19 protein-coding genes are annotated in these 20,337 nt (G+C 59.0%); 16 read left to right on the top strand and 3 right to left on the bottom strand.

The features are described from left to right. Positions 1–253: 253 nt before the first annotated feature. Positions 254–1,303 carry a porin gene (locus G5149_RS16890; RefSeq protein ID WP_005344614.1) on the bottom strand — a complete coding sequence of 350 codons (1,050 nt, stop codon included), beginning with the start codon at positions 1,301–1,303 and terminating at the stop codon, positions 254–256. 396 nt (positions 1,304–1,699) lie between these two features. On the opposite strand from G5149_RS16890, the gene dinG reads away from it, so the two are divergent. The 3 genes from dinG (at position 1,700) to G5149_RS16875 (ending at position 5,650) form a co-directional block, all read left to right on the top strand. Further along, entirely contained in the window at positions 1,700–3,772 is a 2,073-nt protein-coding gene (gene dinG, locus G5149_RS16885) for an ATP-dependent DNA helicase DinG (protein WP_216979049.1), read from the top strand. A 140-nt stretch (positions 3,773–3,912) separates the two neighbouring features. Further along, the gene (locus G5149_RS16880; protein WP_005344612.1) at positions 3,913–4,572 is read left to right on the top strand and encodes a DUF2057 domain-containing protein; all 660 of its coding nucleotides are present in this window, start codon (positions 3,913–3,915) and stop codon (positions 4,570–4,572) included. A gap of 181 nt (positions 4,573–4,753) precedes the next feature. Further along, on the top strand, positions 4,754–5,650 hold the full coding sequence (locus G5149_RS16875; RefSeq protein WP_216979050.1) for a histone deacetylase: 897 nt from the start codon (positions 4,754–4,756) through the stop codon (positions 5,648–5,650). A 158-nt stretch (positions 5,651–5,808) separates the two neighbouring features. Here G5149_RS16875 and ylqF read toward each other — a convergent pair whose 3' ends face one another. Further along, entirely contained in the window at positions 5,809–6,759 is a 951-nt protein-coding gene (ylqF, locus tag G5149_RS16870) for a ribosome biogenesis GTPase YlqF (RefSeq protein WP_421213074.1), read from the bottom strand. A gap of 323 nt (positions 6,760–7,082) precedes the next feature. Here ylqF and G5149_RS16865 point away from each other — a divergent pair, with 323 nt between their 5' ends. The 8 genes from G5149_RS16865 (at position 7,083) to G5149_RS16830 (ending at position 15,760) form a co-directional block, all read left to right on the top strand. Beyond that, positions 7,083–8,480, top strand: coding sequence for an alkaline phosphatase (locus G5149_RS16865; protein WP_108613416.1), 1,398 nt, complete (start codon positions 7,083–7,085; stop codon positions 8,478–8,480). 11 nt (positions 8,481–8,491) lie between these two features. Beyond that, on the top strand, positions 8,492–9,883 hold the full coding sequence (locus G5149_RS16860) for an alkaline phosphatase (protein WP_204478924.1): 1,392 nt from the start codon (positions 8,492–8,494) through the stop codon (positions 9,881–9,883). A 72-nt stretch (positions 9,884–9,955) separates the two neighbouring features. Then, positions 9,956–10,642: a hypothetical protein gene (locus tag G5149_RS16855; protein ID WP_279624448.1), complete on the top strand. Its 687-nt coding sequence runs from the start codon at positions 9,956–9,958 to the stop codon at positions 10,640–10,642. An 82-nt stretch (positions 10,643–10,724) separates the two neighbouring features. Beyond that, positions 10,725–11,462 (top strand): substrate-binding periplasmic protein, encoded by a 738-nt coding sequence (locus tag G5149_RS16850; protein ID WP_216979052.1) that lies wholly within the window; start codon positions 10,725–10,727, stop codon positions 11,460–11,462. 245 nt (positions 11,463–11,707) lie between these two features. Continuing rightward, the gene (rnk, locus tag G5149_RS16845; RefSeq protein WP_005334070.1) at positions 11,708–12,103 is read left to right on the top strand and encodes a nucleoside diphosphate kinase regulator; all 396 of its coding nucleotides are present in this window, start codon (positions 11,708–11,710) and stop codon (positions 12,101–12,103) included. Positions 12,104–12,296: 193 nt separating this feature from the next. Beyond that, the gene (gene uhpA, locus G5149_RS16840; RefSeq protein WP_005334071.1) at positions 12,297–12,887 is read left to right on the top strand and encodes a transcriptional regulator UhpA; all 591 of its coding nucleotides are present in this window, start codon (positions 12,297–12,299) and stop codon (positions 12,885–12,887) included. Then, positions 12,884–14,404, top strand: coding sequence for a signal transduction histidine-protein kinase/phosphatase UhpB (gene uhpB, locus G5149_RS16835; protein ID WP_421213071.1), 1,521 nt, complete (start codon positions 12,884–12,886; stop codon positions 14,402–14,404). Before uhpA ends, uhpB begins: the two co-directional genes overlap by 4 nt. 21 nt (positions 14,405–14,425) lie before the next feature. Beyond that, positions 14,426–15,760 carry an MFS transporter gene (locus G5149_RS16830; RefSeq protein ID WP_421213069.1) on the top strand — a complete coding sequence of 445 codons (1,335 nt, stop codon included), beginning with the start codon at positions 14,426–14,428 and terminating at the stop codon, positions 15,758–15,760. A gap of 92 nt (positions 15,761–15,852) precedes the next feature. Here G5149_RS16830 and G5149_RS16825 read toward each other — a convergent pair whose 3' ends face one another. Continuing rightward, positions 15,853–16,986, bottom strand: coding sequence for a GGDEF domain-containing protein (locus G5149_RS16825; RefSeq protein ID WP_421213067.1), 1,134 nt, complete (start codon positions 16,984–16,986; stop codon positions 15,853–15,855). Positions 16,987–17,506: 520 nt separating this feature from the next. On the opposite strand from G5149_RS16825, the gene G5149_RS16820 reads away from it, so the two are divergent. The 5 genes from G5149_RS16820 (at position 17,507) to G5149_RS16800 (ending at position 20,305) form a co-directional block, all read left to right on the top strand. Further along, positions 17,507–18,307 (top strand): transporter substrate-binding domain-containing protein, encoded by an 801-nt coding sequence (locus G5149_RS16820; protein WP_005334079.1) that lies wholly within the window; start codon positions 17,507–17,509, stop codon positions 18,305–18,307. A 99-nt stretch (positions 18,308–18,406) separates the two neighbouring features. Continuing rightward, positions 18,407–19,366 (top strand): amino acid ABC transporter permease, encoded by a 960-nt coding sequence (locus G5149_RS16815; protein ID WP_158111105.1) that lies wholly within the window; start codon positions 18,407–18,409, stop codon positions 19,364–19,366. Further along, on the top strand, positions 19,350–19,472 hold the full coding sequence (locus G5149_RS16810; RefSeq protein WP_337073010.1) for a hypothetical protein: 123 nt from the start codon (positions 19,350–19,352) through the stop codon (positions 19,470–19,472). The genes G5149_RS16815 and G5149_RS16810 overlap by 17 nt, the downstream gene beginning before the upstream one ends. After that, a complete protein-coding gene (locus tag G5149_RS16805; RefSeq protein ID WP_337073009.1) occupies positions 19,456–19,578 on the top strand; it encodes a hypothetical protein in 123 nt (40 codons plus the stop codon). Before G5149_RS16810 ends, G5149_RS16805 begins: the two co-directional genes overlap by 17 nt. Then, on the top strand, positions 19,562–20,305 hold the full coding sequence (locus tag G5149_RS16800; RefSeq protein WP_421213066.1) for an amino acid ABC transporter ATP-binding protein: 744 nt from the start codon (positions 19,562–19,564) through the stop codon (positions 20,303–20,305). Before G5149_RS16805 ends, G5149_RS16800 begins: the two co-directional genes overlap by 17 nt. Positions 20,306–20,337 lie beyond the last annotated feature (32 nt).

The following is a 20,337-nucleotide window of genomic DNA, read 5'->3' as shown; positions in this document are numbered from 1 at the left end:
AGCAGGAAGCAGGAAGCAGGAAGCAGGAAGCAGGAAGCAGGAAGCAGGAAGCAGGAAGCAGGAAGCAGGAAGCAGGAAGCAGGAGAGATTAACCGAGACAGATGGTTTGCCAAAGATCACTTAACACAGCAATCCGGCGATTTATCATGGCGCCAATACGTTGTCGCCAAAAAAGAAAATGGCCGAGAAATTATCTCGGCCATTCGTAGCCTGGTCAAAGACTCAAGCCTGGATATTACTCTTGTTCAACTTATTAGAAGTTGTACTGCAGAGCAACAGTCCACTCGTCGTCATGCTTCTCGATACCCTGGATCTTGTACTCGGTGTAAGCTTTCAGCTTCGGAGTGAAGGCGTACTGAACACCCAGCAGAGTTTCGTCAACCAGATCCTTGTAAGTAGAACCGGCAGCTTGAGCGTTGGCCTTGCCTTCTTTGAAGTTGTAGCCAGCCAGGAAGGTCCAGGCGTCTACGTTGTAAGATGCAGCCAGCTCGTAGCCACGGCCGTCATCTTTCATACCCAGGCTCTTGTTCTTAACTTGGCTTTCGGTGTAAACACCAGCAAAGTAGAAACCATTGATAGCGTAGTGCGCGCCAACAGCCCACTCGTCTTTCTTACCAGTGTTGCCGTTAACTTTGTTCTGCAGATCAGAGTAGGCATAACCGGCATTGAAGCCCAGGCCGAAGTCGAAGTCGTAACCAGCGGCAGCTGCATAGGCTTTCTTACGCTTAACATCGGAACCGAAGATTGCATCTTCTTTAACTTTCTGACCTACGTCGGTGATCTTGACAGCTACGTCGTCGTTGGTCTGGTAGGAAACCTTGCCTTTGAAACCACCAAAGGTGTTGGAGTAGATAACCTGGCCTTCTTGACGACCGTCATAGAAGTTACCTGCATCACCCCATTCGTTGAAAATATCGGTCGGCTCCAGCACGTCGTAGAAAGCGGTGTCGGTCTGACCAAAGATGATTTTACCGTACTGGGTGCCGTCAAAACCTGCATAGATATGACGAGCGTCGAACTTGCTAGACTTACCGTCGCTGCCCTTGTCAGAGTTTTCAGCAGCTACTTGCCACTCGGTCTTGGCAATACCGGACCAGGTGTTGTTCAGAGCAACTTTACCGGACCAACCCAGACGGGAGGAGCCAATCAGCTCGCCGTCGGTATCATCGTGTTCACCGTAGTAGTTAGCTTGTACACGGCCGTATACGTCGAAAGTGGTACCGTCTTTGTCATAGATCACTGCTGCGTTAGCGGCGGATGCAAACAGAGCCGGAATAGCAATAGCCAGAATTGTCTTTTTCATAGTTTCCAATGCCTACTGTAATTAAACACTAAGTTGTTGTTATTCCCTGTGTTAGCGATGTTCTTTGCATCACTATGCCGCCGAGACTAGCACCGGATTTTTTGAACCGCAATGAAAAAACTTGGAACTTTTTATGGAAACCATAGTCATGGAGACAAAAATGTGAGCCAGATCTCACCTAAAAAGCAGCTAAAAGGGAAACGTTTGCAATCTATTTAGCTGCTTTTTTGAACTTAAACGGTGTATTTTGTATGCGCATGAAGCCAGATGCCTGATAAACCCCCAAGGTTGTCTAAGTAGCGAGAAACCATTGTGAGAATGGATGTCTCCTCGACCTCTCCAAGGGGTTACGGGTATCCTTGTCTTCCGATTAACTCCCAAGCTGACTTTATCTTTATGCTCTCGACTCGCCTCAAAGCCATCATCCGTCAGACTTATCGCCAGATTGCGGATGAATTACCCGGTTTTGTACCGCGCAAGGAGCAGAATTTTCTGGTAGCCGAAATCGCCAAGACGTTAACCGGGGAGTACGATAAACAGCGCCGCATTCTGGTCGCCGAAGCCGGCACCGGCATCGGCAAATCACTCTCCTATGCACAAGGCGCTATTCCGGTAGCTCGCCTTACCCAGAAGAAGCTGGTGATCTCCACCGCCACCGTGGCGCTGCAAGAGCAGCTGATCCACAAAGACCTCCCCTTCTACCACCGCCACAGTGAGCTGCCGTTTCGTTTCATGTTGGTCAAAGGACGCCAGCGCTACTGTTGCGAGCATCTGCTGGAGCAGGCAGCCAGTGGTGCCGAGATGGCCAACTTTGAGCTCGACTTTGGCAGTCTGAGCAAATCCAAGCCATCTGACAGCGACAAAGATCGCTACCAGGCCCTGTGGCAGGCCTACACCAATGGCAAATGGGATGGGGATCGAGACAACTGGCCAGAGCCCATTCCCGACACTTGCTGGGATCGCATCGCCGCCGACCGCCACACCTGCAACAAGGCGCTGAGCCATCACCAGCACTGCCCCTTTCATCGCGCCCGCAACGACATGGATAGCGCCGATGTACTGGTGGTCAACCATGCGCTGCTGCTTTCCGATCTCACCATGGGCGGAGGTATCATCCTGCCACCCCCAGATGAATGCATCTATGTACTGGATGAAGCCCATCACCTGCCTACCATTGCCCGGGATCACGGCGCGGCGTCGGCCAGTATCAAAGGTTCACGCCGCTGGCTGGAGAAGCTGGTGCAAAGCGCAGGCAAGCTGGCGCGGACGCTTAATAAGGAAAGCCTGCTCGACCCCCAACTCAAATTGCAGGATGCGCTGGCCTCCATCCAACCCGACTTGAAGGCGGTCGAGCAGTGGCTCGGCGCCAACGATCGGCTGTTTGGCAGTGACCCCCACTATCGTTTCGCCGAGGGGGTGTTGCCGGATCCCCTGCCCATGCTGGCAGAGAACCTCAAGGAGTCGAGCAAGAAAGCGTTGCGGGCGCTGGATAGGATGCAGGGAGCGATCGGTGAAGCACTGAAAGATGGCGAGATCCGCCGTAAGGAGGCAGAACCCCTGCTGGCCGAGAGCGGTTTTCATCTGCAGCGGCTGGAGAGTTTCTGCGCCCTGTGGGAGATGCTGGGGCGCCATATCCCGACAGGCAAAACCCCGCTCGCCCGCTGGATGGCCAAGAGCGATGATGGCGATATCTGGCTGCATGCCTCCCCCATAGAGGTGGGATATCTGCTGGAGGAGTGGCTCTGGTCGAAATGCCTGGGGGCCGTGCTGGTCTCGGCAACGCTCACCGCCCTCTCATCCTTTAGTTATTTTCGCCATCAGGTAGGGCTCAAAGAGCATGACGGCACCCGATATCTGCGCCTGCGCTCACCGTTTGACTACCAAAAGGCCGAGCTCTATCTGCCCAAAATGGCGCACGAACCCAACTCGCCTGCTTTTACCAGCGAGCTTGTCAGCGTGCTGCCGCGCATTCTGGCGGGCAAGGAGGCTAGTCTGGTGCTCTTCTCCTCCTACCGGCAGATGAATGAGGTGGCTGTTGGCTTGCGAGCCAAGGGACTATCACTGCTGGTGCAGGGGGAAGCCTCCCGTAGCGCCCTGCTCACCCTGCACAAGCAAAAATGCGATGGCGGTCAGGCCAGCATCCTGTTTGGTACCGGCAGCTTCTCGGAGGGGCTGGATCTGCCGGGTCACTACCTTACCAATCTGGTGATCACCAAGCTCCCCTTTGCGGTGCCCAACTCGCCGGTCGAGGAGGCCACCGCCGAGTGGGTGGAGCAGCGAGGAGGCAACCCGTTCCTGCAACTGACAGTGCCGGAGGCATCGCGCAAACTGATACAGGCCTGTGGTCGACTCATCCGCAAAGAGGCCGATCGGGGGCGGGTCACCATCCTTGACCGGCGATTGCTGACCAAACGTTATGGCAAGGGGTTGCTCGATGCCCTCCCGCCGTTCTCTCGGCGGATCGAGTAATCAAACCACTGTATAAACAAAAAAATCAACAGCAGAGCACTCTTTAGCCACCGGAAAGAGCCATTGCCGCAGTAGGCCAAACCTGTAAAAATGAGCCCCTGTTTTCAGTGGGCAATCGCCTGACTGTTCAAGGAGATGAAATGAAACTGACTGTTCTGGTACCGGCGCTGGCTGGTCTGTTGTGGGCCGGTAGCGCCCTGGCTGATGCCCAACTGGAAGTATCCAACCCTTACATCGTGCAGCTGATCGATGGCCAATCCATCAACCCCAAGCTGCTCGACAAAACCAGCACCTTCCCCCTCTCTGCCGGCAAGCACCAGTTGGTCGTCGCCTTTGAAGGCAACTACTCCAGCCGTAACGAAATCAAGCTGGTGACCGCCGAGCCGCTGGTGCTGAACTTCACCGCCGCCGACAATCAGCAACTGGTGCTGGACTATAAAAAGCCCCGTAATGAAGCAGAAGCCAAACAGTTCCTGAAAGATCAGAAAGTGGCGCTGAAAGACAAGGTCACAGGGCAGCAAGTGAGCAGCGAACAATTCGTGATGCCAAAAGTAGAGGGCTTCCAGCTGACCCGTGACTATCAGCAAGAGCTGATCAACATGGGCAAAGCATTCAACCAGCCCAAAACCGTTGCTGTCTCCTCTGCTGCCGTGATGGCAGCCGCCAGCGCACCAGTCGTGGCTGCGCCGAGCAAGGCACAGAGCAATCCGGAAGCCCTGACCCAGCTGCAAAACTGGTACAACAAGGCGGATGCGGAAACCCGCAAAGCCTTCCAGATCTGGGTTATCCAGCAGCAATAAGCCGGGCTGAGATATTGACAGAAAGGGGAGCCAAGCTCCCCTTTTCCATATCCTGTGGCCTCACTCACGACTCGCCTTGATTTACGCGCTTCCTCTTTCTTTTTATGTAGAGAGTGCATATATGGGTTCATCTGCTGATTCCATATATAGAAAGCGCCACCTTGCCAGGGAGAATGGCACCATGTCGTTGCGCATTTTCTATCACCCCCTCTACTCCTCCCTGACGTTACCCGAACGCCATCGCTTTCCGCTGGCCAAGTATCAGGGGCTGTTTGAGCAGTTGCAGGCACGGGGTTACCCCCTTGGCGAAGCACCTGCGGCCACCCGGGAGCAAATCTGCCGCATTCACGATGCTGATTATGTCGCGGCGGCCCTGAGCGGCCAGCTTGAAGATCGCGCCATCCGCAAGATTGGTTTTCCCTGGTCACCCATGCTGATGGAGCGCACCTTGCGCTCGGTGGGTGCCACCATTGCCGCCAGCCGCTATGCAATTGAGCAGGGCTGCGGCTTGCAGATCTCCGGCGGCTATCACCACGCCCATCGGGATCACGGCAGCGGTTTTTGTCTGTTCAACGATCTGGTGATTGCCGCCCAGACCTGCCTCGACGAGGGGGGCTGTGAACAGGTACTCATCGTCGATCTCGATGTGCATCAGGGAGATGGCAGTGCGGCCTTGTGCACCGGGCGGCGCGATATCATCACCCTCTCCCTCCATGGGGAGCACAACTTTCCCCATCACAAAGCCGCCTCTCACCTCGACTTTCCATTGCCAAGCGGCATGACAGACGATGCTTACCTCACCACACTGCAACAGGCACTCTCACTGGCACTGCGGCTCTATTCGCCGGATCTCATCTTCTATCAGGCGGGCGTCGATGTGCATCATGCCGACGAGCTTGGTTATCTCTCCTTGAGCGATGAAGGGGTTCGCCTGCGCGATGCCATGGTATTTGACTGTGCAATCAAGCATGGGTTGCCTGTCGCCGCTGTGCCTGGTGGCGGCTATCGCCGCGACTGGCAACAGCTGATCCCGCTTCATATGTCGCTGTTTGAAATAGCGCGCCACCGTTTTGGCTGATGGCATGGCTTTATAGCGCGGACACCCCATCAGAAGTGGGCGGGCACTTCACCAGATAAAACAGAAGAGGCGACCCCTGGGGTCGCCTCTTCGTGTTTCGTCATCTGGGTCACACAAGCTCGCTCGTTGTCAGGCAAGCTCGGGACGCCTGAGGATAACTATTTCTGACGCTTGCGGGCGTACTTGCGACGGGCGCGGGCCTGACGCTCCTCTTCCCGCTCGGCCTTCTCTTTGGCTTTTTGCTCGGCTTCTGCGGCGGCTTCGACAATCTCGACGCTCACCATCTCCGGCGTCTCCAGCGAGATGCGGCCAAGCAAGCCGGAGCGGAACTCGTTGATCAGGATCTCGGACGCCTTGTGCAGGTCGGCCAGCCCCCCTTTGCGCATAAAGGCCCGCTGGCGGGCGATCATCTCCAGCAGCTCGATCTCGGTCTCGGGCAACTCGTCAATCTGGTAGCGCGCCTTGATCCGCTCCGGATAGGCCTTGATGAAGTAGTCAGCGGCGAACATGGCGATATCGGCATAGTCGAACACCGTGTCCTTGATGGCCGCGGTGATGGCCAGACGATAACCACAGGAGGGCGGGTTGAGCTTGGGCCAGAGGAAACCCGGGGTATCGGTCAGGATAACGTTGTTATTCAGCTTGATCCGCTGCTGGGACTTGGTCACCCCCGCCTCGTTGCCGGTACGGGCGATGATGCGCCCCGCCAGGGTATTGATCAGGGTGGACTTGCCCACGTTGGGGATCCCCATGATCATCGCCCGCACGCCGCGCAGCTCAAAATTGCGCTCCGGCAGCATCTCATGGCAGAGGGTCAGCAGTTGCTTGATCTTCTCCGGCTCTTGTTGTGTCAACGGCAGCGCCTTGATCCCCTTCTCTTTTTCCATGTGCGCCACCCACAGATCGGTGATCGCCGGATCGGCCAGGTCCGCCTTGTTCAGCACCTTGATCACCGGGGTATCACCACGCAGCTCGGGCACCAGCGGGTTTTCGCTGGAGAAGGGGATGCGGGCATCGAGCATCTCGATGATCACATCGACCTGGGGCATGACCTCGGCAATCTCTTTGCGGGCCTTGTGCATGTGACCGGGGAACCAGTTGATGGACATATCCGTTACTCTCTGTGGGGGCTGCGGGCGGGCGCATGAAACAACAGGCGCTCTGCCGCGGGCATCGAACGAAGGGGGCGCATTTTAACTGCTGCGGGCACATTTTGACAGGTCATTCTAGCCATCACTTCATCAAATCAGCAAACCGCCGAGGTGGAGCGACCTTGCCGGAAACGACCGGACCAACTGGCTCAATTGATAGATAACATATTGATATGGTGTAACATTTTTATCACTTTTTCACACAACCGTCACCGATAGTCAGTAAAAGTGTCATCTGCCCCCTCTAGGCTGCGCTCAGGTTTTACAAGGAGCGAACCCCAATGAGAAAAATGGCAGGACTTGCAGTGATGATCGGCGCCGCCCTGGCTGCCGGCTGCAAATCAGACAATGACACGGTGGCGACCAAGCCCGCAGCCCAACCCACCAACGTCATCTTCTTCCTCGGTGACGGCATGGGCCTCAACACCCTGACGGCGGCCCGCATCTACGGTGTCGGCGAAGAGGGTGATCTCACCATCGATACCCTGCCAGAGACGGCCTTTATCAAGACCTTCTCCCACGATGCCCAGGTCACTGACTCGGCCCCCTCCATGGCGGCCTACATGACCGGGGTCAAGAGCAACAACGGCGTCATCAGCATGGACGGCGACGCCACCTATGAGAGCGACTGCAGCAAGAGCGCTGGCAAGCCGGTGACCACCCTGCTGGAGCTGGCCAAAGCCGATGGCCGCGGTACCGGCGTGGTAACCAGTACCCGGGTGACCCACGCCACCCCTGCGGCTACCTATGCCCATATCTGCAACCGGGATCTGGAAGCGGATATCGCCGTCCAGCTGGTACCGGGCGGCAAAGGCTACAACAGCGCCCTCAAGGAGGGGCTGGATGTGGTGCTCGGTGGCGGTAGCAGCTTCTTCCTGCCCAAAGCAGACAAGGGCAAGCGGGAGGATGGCCGCAACCTCATCAGCGAAATGCAGGCCAAGGGCTACCAGTTTGCCAGCAATCTGGATGAGCTGAACAAGGCCGATGCGGGCAAACCGCTGCTGGGTCTGTTTGGTTCCAGCCACATGAAATATGACCTGGACCGTCCCGCCAGCGAGCCGTCACTGGCCCAGATGACCTTGGCCGCCATCAAGCAGCTCAAGGGCAAGGAGAAGGGTTACTTCCTGATGGTGGAAGGGGGTCGCATCGACCACGCCCTGCACGACACCAACGCCAAGCGGGCGCTGCAGGACACCATCGCCTTCGACAACGCCATCAAGGCCGCCATCGACGAGGTGAAAAAGAGCGACCCCGAGCTGAAAAACACCCTGATCGTGGTCACCGCCGACCACGACCACACGCTAGTGCTCAACGGCTATGCCAAGCGCACCGGCAAGACCACCGCCGACAACCCCGGCGTACTCGGGCTGGTGAAGAACTACGAGACTGGCGAACCGAGCAAGGATAGCGAGGGCATGCCCTACACCATCATAGGTTTTGGCAACGGCTACAACCGGGTGGATGGCCCGCGCAGCAGCGTCGCCCCGCTCGACGATGCCACCGTCTCCGCCAATGACTACCACCAGGAAGTGGTGGTCAAGGTAGGCGAGATCGGCAGCGAGACCCACGGCGGCACCGATGTATTCCTCGGCGCCATCGGCAAGGGGGCTGACAGCTTCCATGGCTCACTCGATAACACCGCCGTGTTCGGCAAGATCAAGGCTGCGGCCAAGCTGTAAGGAGCACTTTCATGAGCAAACAGATGAACACATCCATCAAGCACACGCTGGTCTGCGCCGCCCTGTTCAGTGCGCTGGGCGCAACCTCCCAGGCACAGGCCGGTGATGCCAAAAACGTCATTCTCTTTATCGGTGATGGCATGGGCCCCACCGTGCTCACCGCCACCCGCCTGTTCAAGGTGGGAGAAGAGGGCAATCTGGAGATGATGAAACTGCCGCGCAGTGCCCGCATCAAGACCTTCTCCAACGATGCCCAGACCACCGACTCGGCCCCCTCCATGGCGGCCTACACCACCGGGGTCAAGATGAACAACGAGGTGATCGCCATGAGCAGCGACACCAAAGCCGTCGCCCCCGGCAAAGACGTCAATGGCAACAAAACCGTCAACAATTGCAGCAGCGATAACGGCAAGCCGGTGCCCACCATCCTGGAGCTGGCCAAGGCGGCAGGCAAATCGGTCGGGGCCGTCACCACCACCGAGCTGACCCACGCCACCCCGGCGGCTACCTACGCCCACATCTGCCATCGGGATGCCGCTTATGACATCGCCGCACAAGCTGTTCCGGGAGGAACTGGTTTCAACCAGGCGCTGGGAGATGGGGTCGATGTGCTGATGGGCGGTGGTGCCAACCACTGGACCCCCTACAGCGCCAGCAACAAGGGCGGTCGCAATGACAACCGCGACCTGACCGCCGAGATGAAGGCGCAGGGATACAGCTATGTCACTACCCAAAGTGAACTGGCCAAGGTCACCAGTGGCAAGGTGCTCGGTCTGTTCAGCAGCAAATCCCACCTCGACTACGAGCTGGATCGGGTCGCCAAGGGGGCTGCCAATACCCAGCCGTCCCTCTCCGAAATGACCGCCAAAGCGATCGACCTGCTGAGCAAGAACAGTCAGGGTTACTTCCTGATGGTAGAGGGCGGCCGGATCGATCACGCCCTGCACGGCACCAATGCCAAGCGCTCGCTCACCGACGCGGTGGCACTGGATGAGGCGGTCAAGACGGCGCTGGGTAAAGTGGATCTCAACAATACCCTGATCGTGGTCACCGCCGACCATGACCACACCATGACCATTAACGGCTACTCCGCCAAGGGCAATCCGGTGCTGGATCTGGTGAAAAATGGTGACGGCTCGACCCAGAACGACGTGGATGGCAAGCCCTTCACCACCCTGGTGTTCGGTAACGGCCCCAACCGCCCCGATGTGCGTTCCGTCCTCACCAGCGATCAGGTGATGGCTAATGACTATCTGCAGGAGACCGGCGTCAAACTGACATCGGAAACCCACGGCGGCGGCGATGTGATGCTGTTTGCCGATGGAGCCGGCAGCAACCGCTTCAAAGGCACGCTGGATAACACCAAGGTGTTTGGCAAACTGCGGGAGGCGCTCGGCCTGTAAGCAGCAGGGGCCCGGGTGCATCTGAGCAATTGACTCAGCGACCCGGGCCCCGGCTCTTTCGAGCGACAGATGATGATGCGACTTTTGCTTTCGTTATGGCTGCTTGGCAGCACCTTCGCCTTCCCCCTGCATGCTGACGACACGCCCCCGGATCTCGCCGCCCGGATCAGCTATCACGACCGGAACACCGGCAGCGATGGCATCGCCAGAGAGAGTGTCTGGCAAGAGAAGTGGCTGCGCGTTGGCAATCAGGTGTGGAGCCAGCGGCTCATTCCCCTCCCCCTTGCCCGAGCCTATCACGCCACTCACGACGCCACGCCCGGTCACAAGCACTTTACCCACCAGATGGCGGCCCGCTGGGTGAGCCGCAGTGATGAGGGTGAACTTCAGCTGCGTTATGCCGACAGCTGGCACAACCAGCTGGTTGAGGTGCCGGTGGAAGAGTATGGCCAGGTGGCCTTCAAGCCCGACTGGCCGCGGATCCGCCATCTCGTCAACCCGGCGCTGATCGAGGGAATGACCCCGCTGGATGAGGCCGCTCCAGAGCAGGCCCGCTGGTATGAAAAACGCGAAGGGCAGCAACGAACCCGCATTCTCTGGTCGAGTCAGTGGCAGCTCCCGCTGGTGGTCGAATCGGCCAGTCTCGACGGCTATCGCAGCTACCGGATGGAGGTGACCCTGCGCAAGCTGCCTGCCCAGCTCCCCTGGCAGCAACTCGCTGATTACGAAATGCGCGATCTGCGGGATTTCTTCGACTGAGATCCCAACCTCTCAGCGGGCACAACGACAACGCAGGCAGGAATGTTACACTCTGCATATTCGACTCTGGCTCACGACCTTGATGCGCGCTCTCTGCCTGCCCTTTTTTGCCCTGCTGTTGTTGCTGGTGAACACCAGTGCCCAGGCTATTGTGCTGGTAGCGGCCGAGTTGCCCCCCTATGCCATCCGCTCCCAGCAGGGGGCACCAAGCGGCATGGCCATCGAAATCATGGAAGAGGCCGCCCGACGCCTCAAAGAACCGCTCACTATCGAGTTGATGCCACTGGCTCGGGCTCTTACCCAAGCTATTCACCGCAAGGATGTGCTGCTGATCCCGCCGGTACGTAGCTCCCGACGGGAACACCTCTACTACTGGATCACACCGCTACTGGAGGATGACTTCGTCATCGTTAGCGATCGTCGCTTTCGTCCCGCACCACTGAAAGTAACGGACCTCCCTCCGCTGCAGACCGGCACTCTGCGTTACTCCTTCGGCCAGCATCTACTCAGACAGCGGCTCCAGCTTGAGAGTGACACCGTAGCCACCGAAGAGCTCAATGCCCAGAAGTTGCATCGGGGCCGCATCGATGCCTGGGTCGGCGCATGGAATGCCATTCTCTACAACCAGCAGCTTGCCGGACTCTCAACCGAGCGGCTGATGAGAGGAGAGACCCTGATGCGCACCCAGTTTTATCTGGCTGCCCACAAGGATTTCCCCTTCAAACAGGCGCAGCGCTGGCAAGCCGTGATAGACGAGATGCGCCGTGATGGCTCGCTCACGCGGATCATCCGCCAGTACAATTATCAGGCTCCTGAGTAGTCACTCAATCGCGGTTGCCAAGACTGACCAGAATGGTTATGGTAGGCCTATGAAAATACTCGCTATTTCTTCGCATTTGCTCACCCCCTGGTGAGCCCCCGCCTCGCTCCCTCGGCCGCGAGTCGTTTGGGGGCATGGCATTTTCTATCGATTGAACCTGTTGAATCCATTTTTGTAACACCCAGTGTAATGGCCAACCTGCGCCCGCCGGTCTGGGCCTATCCGCTTTTGATAAGGAATATCTTATGAAACAACCTCATCTGGTTATCTCCAGCCTTGATCTGGACCGAATCGAACAACTGCTCGGCAACCACCCGCAGCATCTGGCCCTGCAAGAGGAGCTGGACCGCGCCGAGATCCGTGAACCGGCCGACATGCCGCCGGACGTGGTCACCATGAACAGCAAGGTACGCTTCAAGATGCAGAGCAGCGGCAACGAGTTCTGCCTCACCCTGGTCTACCCGCGCGATGCCAAGGGCGACGAGAGCAACATCTCGGTACTGGCGCCGGTGGGCAGCGCCCTGCTCGGTCTGAAAGTGGGCGACAGCATCGCCTGGCCGGGCCCGGCCGGTCGCACCATCGAGGTCGAAATTCTGGAAGTGGTCTATCAGCCGGAGCGCGCCGGCGAGCTGCACCGCTGAGTCCCCCGGGCTGGTCATCCCCCTGTTGATCAGCCCGCTTGCTCGCCCTTGCCAGCTGATCCCGATCAAGCTTTACACACCTTGCCCCCCGGTTTTTAGCCCCTTTTCCTGCTGCTGCTTGAGCCTGACTCGGGGGGCAGGTATCTTGTTGGCCGCGTCATGGTCATGACGCACCGAATTTCAGGCTGACATCATGATAAAAATTGCCCTCATCGACGATCACCAGATCGTCCGATCCGGTTTTGCCCAACTGCTCAATCTGGAGCCCGACCTGCAGGTGGTCGCCGAATTCGGCTCCGCCAGCGACGCCCTTGCCGGCCTGCCCGGCAGCGGGGCGCGCGTCTGCGTCTGCGACATCTCGATGCCCGACCAATCGGGGCTGGATCTGCTCAAGCAGCTCCCCTCCGGCCTTGCGGTGGTGATGCTCTCGGTGCATGACAGCCCTGCCCTCATCGAGCAGGCGCTGCAGACCGGCGCCAAGGGATTTCTCTCCAAGCGCTGCAGTCCGGACGAGCTGATCGCCGCGGTGCGTACCGCCGCCCAAGGGGGGTGTTATCTGACGCCGGACATCGCCCAGAAACTGGCCAGCAGCAGCCGGGATCCCCTCACCAATCGGGAGCGGGAGATTGCCCAGTTGCTGGCCCAGGGGCTGGAGGTGAAAGCCATCGCCGAGCAGCTCGGCCTCTCCCCCAAGACGGTTCACGTCCATCGTGCCAACCTGATGGACAAGCTCAAGGTCAGCAACAACGTCGAGCTGGCACACCGCATGCTGGATAGCTGGTGATCTCCCGTTTTGCCAGCTATGTCGCCATCGCGCTGGCGGCCTGTTTCATCTTTGCTGCCGGCTGGTTTTGTCTCTGGAGCATCAGCCTGCATCTGGCGGGTGGCCCGGCGCTGGCGGTGCTGCTGTTCCCCTTCGGCCTGCGCCTCGGCTTGCTGCTGCAAAGCCCGGGCCACTACTGGCCGCCGCTATTATTGTGCGAAGGGCTGCTGCTCTACTGGCTCAATCTGGAGGTAGGGCTGCCCCACTGGCCTTGGCTGGTCGCGGGTAGTCTGTTGACCCTGCTACCGCTGCTGATTGCCCGTCGCCAGCAGGTGCGCAACGACTGGCAGCAACTGTTGCTGCTGCTCGCCACCGTCACGGCGGCGGCGCTGCTGCAAGCCCTGCTCTGGCATCTGGCCGGGGAAGATGGCCTCTCGGCCCTGCTGCTCAGTCTGACCGGCGGGCTGACGCTGACCTCCACCTGCATGCTGATCTGGCACTACCTCACTCGCGCCACCTGGGTGCCGCTGGGGCCTGCGCTGGTGGATCAGCCGGTAGAGTGGCGCTTTCGCCATCTGGTCTGGTATCTGCTGCTGTTCGTATTGAGCCTCTGGCTGCAACTGGGATTGCCCAACTCGCTGGTGCGCTTTACCCCGTTTTGTCTGGCCATCCCCATCATCGCCATGGCGTGGCGCTACGGCTGGCAGGGGGCGCTGCTCGCCACCCTGATGAACACCATCGCCCTGCTGGCCAGTCAGGCCTGGCACGATCACCCGCTGGATCTGCTGCTCTCATTGCTGGCCCAGAGCCTCACCGGCCTGCTGCTCGGCGCCGGGATCCAGCGCCAGCGCGAACTCAATCAGGCGCTGACCCGCCAGCTCACCCACAATCGCCAGCTCACCGAGCGGCTGCTGGAGACCGAGGAGAGCATCCGCAAGGAGGTGGCGCGCGAGCTGCACGACGACATCGGCCAGACCATCACCGCCATTCGTACCCAGGCCGGGATCGTGCGCCGCCTCGCCCCCGATAATGCAGGGGTAGGCCAGAGCAGTGCCCTCATCGACACACTGTCGCTCGGGATCTATGACGCGGTGCGCGGTCTGCTCGGGCGGCTGCGCCCGCGCCAGCTCGACGACATGACTCTGGAACAGGCGGTACGGGCACTGCTGCGGGAGCTGGAGCTGGAGCGTCACGGCATCGTCACCCGTCTGGAGTGGCAGCTGGCAGATGGGGATCTCTCGGATGCCCAGCGGGTCACCCTGTTTCGGGTCTGTCAGGAGGGGCTCAACAACGTGGTCAAACATGCCAACGCCCACTCGGTCACCATTCGCGCCCGGGCCAGCGGCGAGCAGTTGCAACTGGTGCTGGAAGATGATGGCCGCGGTTTGCCGGAAAGCCGCCCGCAACAGGGCTATGGCCTGCTCGGCATTCGCGAGCGGGTACAAGCGCTCGGTGGCAGTCTGCAACTCTCCTGCATCCACGGCACCCAGCTGACGGTCAACCTGCCCAGTCGCAGACGGGAGGAGAGTCATGGCTAATCACTACCAGAGGGCCAGCCAGTGCTGAGTTTTATGAGAAGCGCGCCGCCCCGGCCCCTTATCCGGGATCAGGCCGAGATCGACGCCACCTATCGCCACTGGCGGCTGCACCTGCTGCTGACCATGTATCTGGGCTACGCGGTCTTCTACTTCACCCGCAAGAGCTTCAACTTCGCCATGCCGGACATGCTGGCGAGCGGCATGCTGGACAAGTCCGATATCGGCATGCTGTGGACTCTGTTCTACATCACCTACGGCTGCTCCAAGTTCTTCTCCGGCATCATCAGTGACCGCGCCAACCCGCGCTACTTTATGGGTGTCGGACTGATGGCCACCGGCGTTATCAACATACTGTTCGGCCTCTCGTCGGCACTCTGGATGTTTGCCGCCCTCTGGGTCGCCAACGCCTTCTTCCAGGGCTGGGGCTGGCCCCCCTGCTCCAAGCTGCTCACAAGCTGGTATTCGCGTACCGAACGCGGGGTCTGGTGGTCGGCCTGGAACACAGCTCACAACGTCGGCGGGGCGCTCATTCCCCTTATCGTCAGCACCATCGCCCTGCAACATGGCTGGCGCTACGGCATGATAGTGCCCGGCCTTATCGCCATCGTGGCGGGTTTGTTCCTCTGCTGGCGGCTGCGGGATACCCCGAGCGCCATGGGGCTGCCGACAGTAGGCGAGTGGCGCAAGGACGCCATGGAGCTGGCCCAGCAGACCCAGGATGCGGGGCTCTCCCATCGCCAGATCTTGCGCAAATATGTGCTGGGCAACCCCTATATCTGGTTGCTCGCCTGCTGCTACGTGCTGGTCTATGTGGTGCGCACCGCCATCAACGACTGGGGCAATCTCTACATGACCGAGCAGCGCGGCTTCAATCTGATGAGCGCCAACTCGGCCATCTCCATGTTCGAGGTGGGGGGCTTTATCGGCGCGCTGGTGGCGGGCTGGGGATCGGACAAGCTGTTCAACGGCAACCGTGGCCCAATGAACCTGATCTTTGCGGTGGGGATCCTGCTGGCGGTGGGGTCACTCTGGCTGATGCCCTTCTTCAGCTATGTGATGCAGGCGGCCTGCTTCTTTACCATCGGCTTCTTCGTGTTTGGCCCCCAGATGCTGATCGGCATGGCGGCGGCGGAGTGCTCCCACAAAAACTCGGCGGGAGCGGCTACCGGCTTTGTCGGCCTGTTTGCCTACATGGGGGCGGCGCTGTCGGGCTATCCGCTGGCCAAGGTGATGGAGATCTGGCACTGGAACGGCTTCTTCGTGGTGATCTCGGTGGCGGCGGGCATCTCAGCCCTGCTGCTGCTCCCCTTTCTCAAAGCGCAGGCACCGAGAACCGCTCAAGCGAATGCTGAGTAGCGGGTGGCAGCTGACAAGCTATATCCGGCAAACAGAAACAGCCAGGGCGCGGATCACCGCGCCCTGATTTTATTCCTGAACCTATTCCTGCATCAGGCAGCCTGACAGACCCGGTTCTTTCCTTCCCGCTTGGCCCGATAGAGAGCGTCATCCGCACGGCTGAACAGGCTGTCAAAGTGCCACTCCCCCTGCCAGTGAGCAATACCCATGCTGACGGTGATATGGATCCCCTCTACCTCGCTGGCCGCAAGCTGAACCCGCAGTGACTGACAACGGGCGATCGCCTCCTCTGCGGTGGCATGGCGAAACAGCAGCACAAACTCCTCGCCCCCAAAGCGACTGGTCAATACGCCCTCCAGCTCGCGCAGTGCCAACCCGACCCGCTCCAGCACCCGATCCCCCACCTCATGACCATGCCGATCGTTGATCTGCTTGAAGTCATCCAGATCGAGCACCACCAACGCCCCCTGCTGTGCAGGGCGTCCCCGGGCCAGACGCTCCATAAAACCACGGCGATTGAGTAACCCGGTCAGCGGGTCATGACTGGCCTGATAGCGCAGCTCCAGCGCCCGGTGCTGGTTGCAGAGCAGCAGTACCCCGAAGGTGAGCATGGAGCTACCCACCAGCATGGAGACATAGGGCAACACGTTGAACAACTGACGCTGGAACGGGCTTTCGATCACCTCGCCCCACACGGTAAATATCCGCATCAGGGTCATGGCAATCAGCACCAGATTGAGGCCAATCAGCACCCATACCGCCACCTGATAATCAGGGCGGCCGTGACGCCAGAGCTGCCAGATGATGAGCGAACTGAGCATGAGGAAGGTGGCGCTGCTGATCATCACCCGCACCGCAATCCGGCCATCGATTGCGACCGACCAGGTCATGACGGCGGCAAACAGCAGGATGAATCCCCAGCAGACAGGCCAGCCCGGCGATTGACGGAAGAAACAGCGTTGGGCGACCAGCAGCAACGACACATGAAAAATCAGGAAGACATTGCCCACCCAGGAGCCATAGGGGGTGGGGGTCAGCAGCAGACTGGCAAATCCAGCCTGACCCAGCATGGCAAACAGACTGGACCACCACCAGACCCCGACACCGGGAATATCGTTGTGGGTAACACGAATGATGGTAAGAGTGAGGAAACCGAGACAATAGCCACACAAGGCCATGATCATCAAGGTAAAAATATCCAGCTTAAGCAGTAGTGAGGCGTCCATACCAAAGCCATGCAGAGAGGGTAACTGAGTATATGAGAAGCGTTTGCCAAGACCCAGTACGACTTGATGGTTTTCACAATAAAGCCCGTTCGTTTGCTGACAAACAGAGCAATGCGTGTGATATCCCACCAATGCGTATTCGTCTTAACCCCATAAAAAGCCTCTTACGGAGCCCAACAACACAATAAGAGCCGCAAGCGGCGCCCTGACTTTGTAACAAAATGTCTTGGGGATAATTTGGGCTTGAACCCACTCAATTAGATAGATATGTTGTTTTCGTGTGATTTTATGAATGAAGCCATGAGCAATAAATGTCTCTAACCTGTTGAGTCTTCTGACACAATCTGTTTTTGGTACATTTTTCACTCAACCACTATTCATAGCATCTCATATGGGGCTTTTGTCCCACTCAAGACATTCATCCTGTCTTGCCTGTTGCCGGATGCAGCAGTCTCTTGTGCCACGGAGTCGCACGGGATCAGGTTCAAGGCCGAACACAACATCGACAGAGACGTCACTTATGATCAAAAAACTGATTCTTTCTACCCTGCTGTTTTGCGGGATCGCCACGGCGGCCCCGACCCCTGCCCCCACCTCCACCCTGGATGCCGTGCTCGAACGCGGCGTGCTGCGAGTCGGCTTCGACGCCGGCTATCAACCCTTCGAGATGACCAACAAGCAGGGCCAATACATCGGCTTTGATGTGGATCTCGCCAAGATGGTCGCCAAAGAGATGGGCGTGAAGGTCGAGTTCGTCAACACCGCCTGGGATGGCATCATTCCGGCGCTGCTGACCAACAAGTTCGACGTCATCATGGGCGGCATGACCGTCACTCCCCAGCGCAACCTGCGGGTCAACTTTGCCGATCCCTACATCGTGGTCGGCCAGACCATAGTCCTGCGCAAAGAGAAGGCGGGCGAAATCAAATCCTTCACCGACCTCAACGACCCGAAATACAAGATCGCGGTCAAGCTCGGCACCACCGGCGAGCAGGCAGTCAAGCGCCTGATCCCCAAAGCTACCCTGCTGCAGTTTGAAACCCAGGATGACGCCAAGCTGGAGGTGATCAACGGCAAGGTCGATGCGTTCGTCTATGACCTGCCCTACAACGCTATTTTTGCCTCCCAGAATCAGGGCGCCGTGGTGCACCTCGACAAACCGTTCACCTTCGAGCCACTGGCCTGGGCCATCCGCAAAGGGGATCAGGACACCCTCAACTGGTTTAACAACTACCTGCGCCAGATCAAGGGCGATGGTAGCTACGACCGTCTCTACAAGAAGTGGTTCGAATCCAACGCCTGGCTGAACCAGCTCAAATAACCTCCGGGGGGCGGCACATGCCGCCCCTGCACCACGCAGCTCCCCACACAATAACGAGAAGAGGTTGTGACTGTGCACACACCCAAACCGACAAGACAGATGGAAAAACAGCCCAATCAGCTACTCTGGCATGGGGTTTTCCTGCTGATGCTGCTGGTTGCCGTATTCGGCATCTACAAGGCTGTCCAGTCCGTGGATTACACCTGGCGCTGGGAACGCATTCCCCAATACATCGCCTATCAGGCGGAGCAGAAGAATGTCGCCGAATTTGACGGCACCGTGATGGCGGGCACCAGCGAGGCCGAGAAGGACAAGCTGTTCCTGCAAGACGATCTCGACCCCAATGTGCGGCAAGCCATCGCCAGTACCGGCGTACAAGTCGCCGAAGGGGATACCGTTTTTCGTGGCGATACCCTCGACACCCAACTGAGCTGGACCGCAGGCCCCATCGCCTGGGGCGTCTGGGTCACCGTCAAGCTCTCGCTGGTGGCAGGCATCTTCGCCATCCTGCTCGGTACCCTGGCCGGGCTGGCGCGCCTCTCCCCCAATCCCGCCCTGCGCAATCTGGCGGTCACCTACGTTGAGCTCATCCGCGGCACGCCGCTGCTGGTACAGATCTTCATCGTCTACTTCTTTATCGGCACCGTGCTGAACCTCGACCGCTTCACCGCCGGGGTCGCCGCGCTGGCGGTCTTTACCGGCGCCTATGTGGCGGAGATCGTCCGCGCCGGTATCAGCTCCATCCACAAGGGGCAGATGGAGGCGGGCCGCAGCCTGGGTATGACCTCCGCCCAGACCATGCGCTATGTCATTCTGCCGCAGGCGTTCAAGCGGGTACTGCCACCGCTGGCGGGCCAGTTCATCAACCTCATCAAGGACTCCTCGCTGGTCTCGGTTATCTCCATCACCGATCTGACCAAGGCGGGGCGCGAGGTGGTGAGCTCCACCTTCAGCCCGTTCGAGGTATGGTTCACCGTGGCCCTGCTCTATCTGGTGCTGACCGGCACCCTCTCTTTCCTGGTACGCCGTCTCGAGGTGAAATATGCACGCAGCAACTGACCCCATCATCAAGGTGCCACAGGCGTCGAGATGTGCAGTCATCACCGGCACCCCCTTCGCCTTCCCGGTTCGTTTTCTGGAGGTGAAATATGCGCGCAGTAACTGATCCCATCATCAAAGCGCAACAGGCATCGAGAAGTGCAGCCATCACCGGCACCCCCTTCGCCTTCCCGGTTCGTTTTCTGGAGGCGAAATATGCGCGCAGCAACTGATCCCATCATCAAAGCGACCGGCGTTGAGAAGTTCTACGGCAGCGAAGTGCATGCCCTGAAAAATGTCAGCACCGAGGTGGCCGAAGGGGAAGTGGTGGTGATCGTCGGCCCCAGCGGCTCGGGCAAATCGACCTTCCTGCGCACCCTCAACCAGCTGGAGACCATCAACGACGGCAATATTGTGGTCGACGGCATCTGCCTGACCGAGCCGGGCGATGTCAACAAGCTGCGGGAAGAGGTGGGCATGGTGTTCCAGTCCTTCAACCTCTTCCCCCACCTGACGGTGCTGGATAACATCTGCCTCGCTCCGCAGAAGGTGCGTGGCCTGTCGCGCCGTGAGGCCGAAGACAGAGCCAAGGCGCTGCTGCTGAAAGTGGGGCTATCCAACAAGGCCAAGAGCTACCCCTCCCAGCTCTCCGGCGGTCAGCAACAGCGGGTGGCCATTGCCCGGGCGCTCGCCATGCAGCCACGCATCATGCTGTTTGACGAGCCCACCAGTGCGCTGGATCCCGAAATGGTGGGGGAAGTGCTGGATGTGATGAAGGGGCTCGCCCGCGAGGGAATGACCATGGTGGTGGTGACCCACGAGATGGGCTTTGCCCGAGAAGTGGCGGATCGGGTGCTCTTTATGGAGAGTGGCGAACTGCTGGTGGATGAAAAACCCGCCGACTTCTTCGACAATCCCCCCTCCCCGCGTCTGCGCCAGTTCCTGAGTCAGGTGCTGTAGCCAACACGCTCTTCTGGATAAACGAAGAGGGA

The organism is Aeromonas sp. 600479, assembly GCF_049175515.1.
In the GTDB taxonomy this organism is placed as follows: Bacteria; Pseudomonadota; Gammaproteobacteria; order Enterobacterales; family Aeromonadaceae; genus Aeromonas; species Aeromonas veronii_A.
This window is presented reverse-complemented; position numbering and strand designations above follow the sequence as displayed.